Annotated in this window: 4 protein-coding genes and 1 pseudogene; 4 read left to right on the plus strand and 1 reads right to left on the minus strand. The window is 32.8% G+C overall.

Annotated features, from left to right (window positions below; all coding sequences use genetic code 11):
* The first annotated feature begins 189 nt into the window (after positions 1 to 189).
* The 3 genes from Q4Q55_RS10260 (at position 190) to Q4Q55_RS10270 (ending at position 2156) form a co-directional block, all read left to right on the plus strand.
* On the plus strand, positions 190 to 603 hold the full coding sequence (locus Q4Q55_RS10260) for a hypothetical protein (RefSeq protein WP_303372704.1): 414 nt from the start codon (positions 190 to 192) through the stop codon (positions 601 to 603).
* A 32-nt stretch (positions 604 to 635) separates the two neighbouring features.
* Positions 636 to 1238: a TetR/AcrR family transcriptional regulator gene (locus Q4Q55_RS10265; protein ID WP_303372705.1), complete on the plus strand. Its 603-nt coding sequence runs from the start codon at positions 636 to 638 to the stop codon at positions 1236 to 1238.
* Positions 1239 to 1592: 354 nt separating this feature from the next.
* A complete protein-coding gene (locus Q4Q55_RS10270) occupies positions 1593 to 2156 on the plus strand; it encodes a TetR/AcrR family transcriptional regulator (RefSeq protein ID WP_303372706.1) in 564 nt (187 codons plus the stop codon).
* 19 nt (positions 2157 to 2175) lie between these two features.
* Here the strand turns inward: Q4Q55_RS10270 and Q4Q55_RS10275 are convergent, their stop codons facing one another.
* Positions 2176 to 2301 carry a hypothetical protein gene (locus Q4Q55_RS10275; protein ID WP_303372707.1) on the minus strand — a complete coding sequence of 42 codons (126 nt, stop codon included), beginning with the start codon at positions 2299 to 2301 and terminating at the stop codon, positions 2176 to 2178.
* Between the two features lies 1 nt (position 2302).
* On the opposite strand from Q4Q55_RS10275, the pseudogene Q4Q55_RS10280 reads away from it, so the two are divergent.
* A pseudogene (locus Q4Q55_RS10280) lies at positions 2303 to 2660 on the plus strand (hypothetical protein); the annotation flags it as partial.

The raw sequence follows: 2660 nt of genomic DNA on the forward strand, positions 1-2660 counted from the left end.
ACAAAAAAATTAATTTTAGAAAAGACTTTAAAATTAATGATTGAAAAAGAAAACTCTATTGTTTCAATTAGGGAAGTCAGTGCCGCCACAGGAATTACTATCGGCTGAATATATCACTATTTTCCAAATAAAGAAGAATTATATAATGAAATTACTGAAAGATATTATATAGACTATTACAAATTCAATATGGACGAACTCCGGCAGATAAATGGAAATGCAAAAGAGAAAATCCATGATGCCATGGTTGAAATTTTTAAGCAAAAAGAAACAGGAATCAAGATTGAATCGATTGATGATGAAATAGACTACAGAGCCATATTGTTGATTTTAACTGGAAACGGATTTACTTATGAAAATTCTGGGGAGTTTGGCCAAAGTATCCTAAAAGAATTGAGGGCTTTTTTCACAGAAATTATTGAGGAAGGTCGAAAAAACAGGGAAATCCGACAAGACTTCTCAGTCGAAGACATTGCAGAGTCATTAATTATCACATACATGGGAATTCAATATAAATGGGAAATATATCTAATTGATGACATGATTTCAGCCTTTGAAGATATTTTTAATTTGGAATGGGAAAACATAAGATTCAGAGAATAATTAATTAACTATAAAAAACATAATGTGGTTTGATGAACACTAAGGATTTGATTGTTGAAAAAACGCTGAAATTGATATTGGAGAAAGGCACAATTGATATTTCAATTAGTGAAATCCGAAATTGTACCGGACTGACAACCGGCGGCATATATTACCATTTTTCAGATAAAAGCGACATATTTGAAGCAATTCTGCAAAAGTATATGGTGGATTACATTAAAATCGATTTTGATAAAATCATCCTTGAAGGTTCCACAAAGGACAAAATCCATGATACATTGCTTTATATTCTACATCACTACATAAACGGTATTGAGATTGAAAGCATCAATGAAAAAATCAATTATAATAGCGTGATACTTCTTTTAACATCAACAGGATACGCCCATGATGAGGTTAACGGAATGATTTTACAAACAGGAAATGATATTAAACTATTTTTAACCGACCTTGTCGAAGAAGGCAAAAGGAAAAATGAAATCAGAAAAGACTTTTCAACTGAAAACATTGTGGAATCATTGCATAACATGTATATGGGAATTCAGTATTTTTGGTTATCTCTCCCAAATAATGATTTTGATTTCATTTTTGAGAAAAACTTTGAAATGACTTGGCAGGCCATTGAATACCAGTGAAAACTATTTTTTTAATCTTTGGAACTATAACCTCTTCAACTTGTAGAATCAGGTGAATTCTTGCACAATAATGTTAAATTGTAGTCATATTAATCAATATGAGCTATTTTTGAACCTCTCCAGCTTGTAGAAGCAGGAGAATTCTTGCGCAATAATGTTAAAACAAATGAAAATGTTTATATAGTATAATTTTTATATTAGAATTAAAAACAAAAACCGACTAAAAGTCGAAAAATGATTGGCAAAACTATGAGGTTAATAGTAACATAAAAACCAACCGATTGTTTATTTTTGGAGGCAATTATGAAAAAAGGTGAAAAAAGAAAAAAAGAACTGTTAAAGATAGGCTATGACATGTTTCTCACACAGGGATACGAGGATACAAGTGTAGACGAAATCATAGAAAAAGCACAAATAGCTAAAGGCACATACTACTACCATTTCGAAAGTAAAGAGCAGATGCTCGAAGAAGTCATAGATATGATGATTGATAACGAGACAGAAATGGCAAAACAGATTATCAAAACGGATATTCCTGTACCTCAAAAAATAGTTGGGATAATTACATCAATAAAACCTACTGAAGAAGAACAACCTATACAAAATGCTCTTTTCCAGCCGGAAAACGTATTAATGCACCATAAAGTCAGAAAAAAATTAATTAATGTTGTTACTCCACTTTTATCTGAAGTTATAAAAGAAGGAGTGGATGAAGGCATCTTTAAATGCGACAATATACCTGAGCGTGTTAAGATGCTCCTTATAATCAGCGATGGTACATTTAATGAAGGCAAATTTAGTGAACAGGATATTTCAGTCTTTATAGACATGACTGAAAAACTTCTCGGGGCAGAGAAGGGAACTATGAGTTTCATTTACAATCTGATTGATAAGAGCGATATGGAAGTGGTCGAGTGAACAAAACTGAAAAATACACCTATAAACCGGTTCTCTTTTTTGCTCTGGCGTATATTTTTACTTGGATATTTTGGATTCCGGCAATCTTTTTGCCAGAAAGCATAAGTCCGTTACTTATGTTTATAGGTCTATTGGCCCCAGCCATTGTGTCTACAGTTTTCATTATGGTTTCAGGCTCAGATGCGCTTAAGCAAGACTTTAAGAATAAGATCATCGGATTTTACAAAGTAAAATGGCTGAATGTAATTTGGGCCGTGATTGTATTTGCGATTGTAATAGTCTGTTCCATTTTGTTGTCACTGCCATTTGGACAGTCAATAAACCAGTTTTCCTTTACTGAAAGCTTTTCTTTTACCGGTGTTGGAATAGCCGGAGCATTTATTACCATTACGATTGCTTCGATAATAGAAGAGGTGGGATGGAAAGGATATTGTGAAGATTCAATTGGTAACTATATGAACTGGTTTTGGGAGTCAATGATTTTCGGCGCGCTATGGTCGTTGT

The organism is Methanobrevibacter sp. (assembly GCF_030539555.1).
Lineage (GTDB): Archaea > Methanobacteriota > Methanobacteria > Methanobacteriales > Methanobacteriaceae > Methanocatella.

Excerpts from the sequence above, each read along its gene's own strand:
- Q4Q55_RS10275 (WP_303372707.1), bottom strand. The coding sequence starts at position 2,301 with ATGGCTGGGGCCAATAGACCTATAAACATAAGTAACGGACTTATGCTT.
- Q4Q55_RS10270 (WP_303372706.1), top strand. The coding sequence starts at position 1,593 with ATGTTTCTCACACAGGGATACGAGGATACAAGTGTAGACGAAATCATA.
- Q4Q55_RS10265 (WP_303372705.1), top strand. The coding sequence starts at position 636 with ATGAACACTAAGGATTTGATTGTTGAAAAAACGCTGAAATTGATATTG.
- Q4Q55_RS10260 (WP_303372704.1), top strand. The coding sequence starts at position 190 with ATGGACGAACTCCGGCAGATAAATGGAAATGCAAAAGAGAAAATCCAT.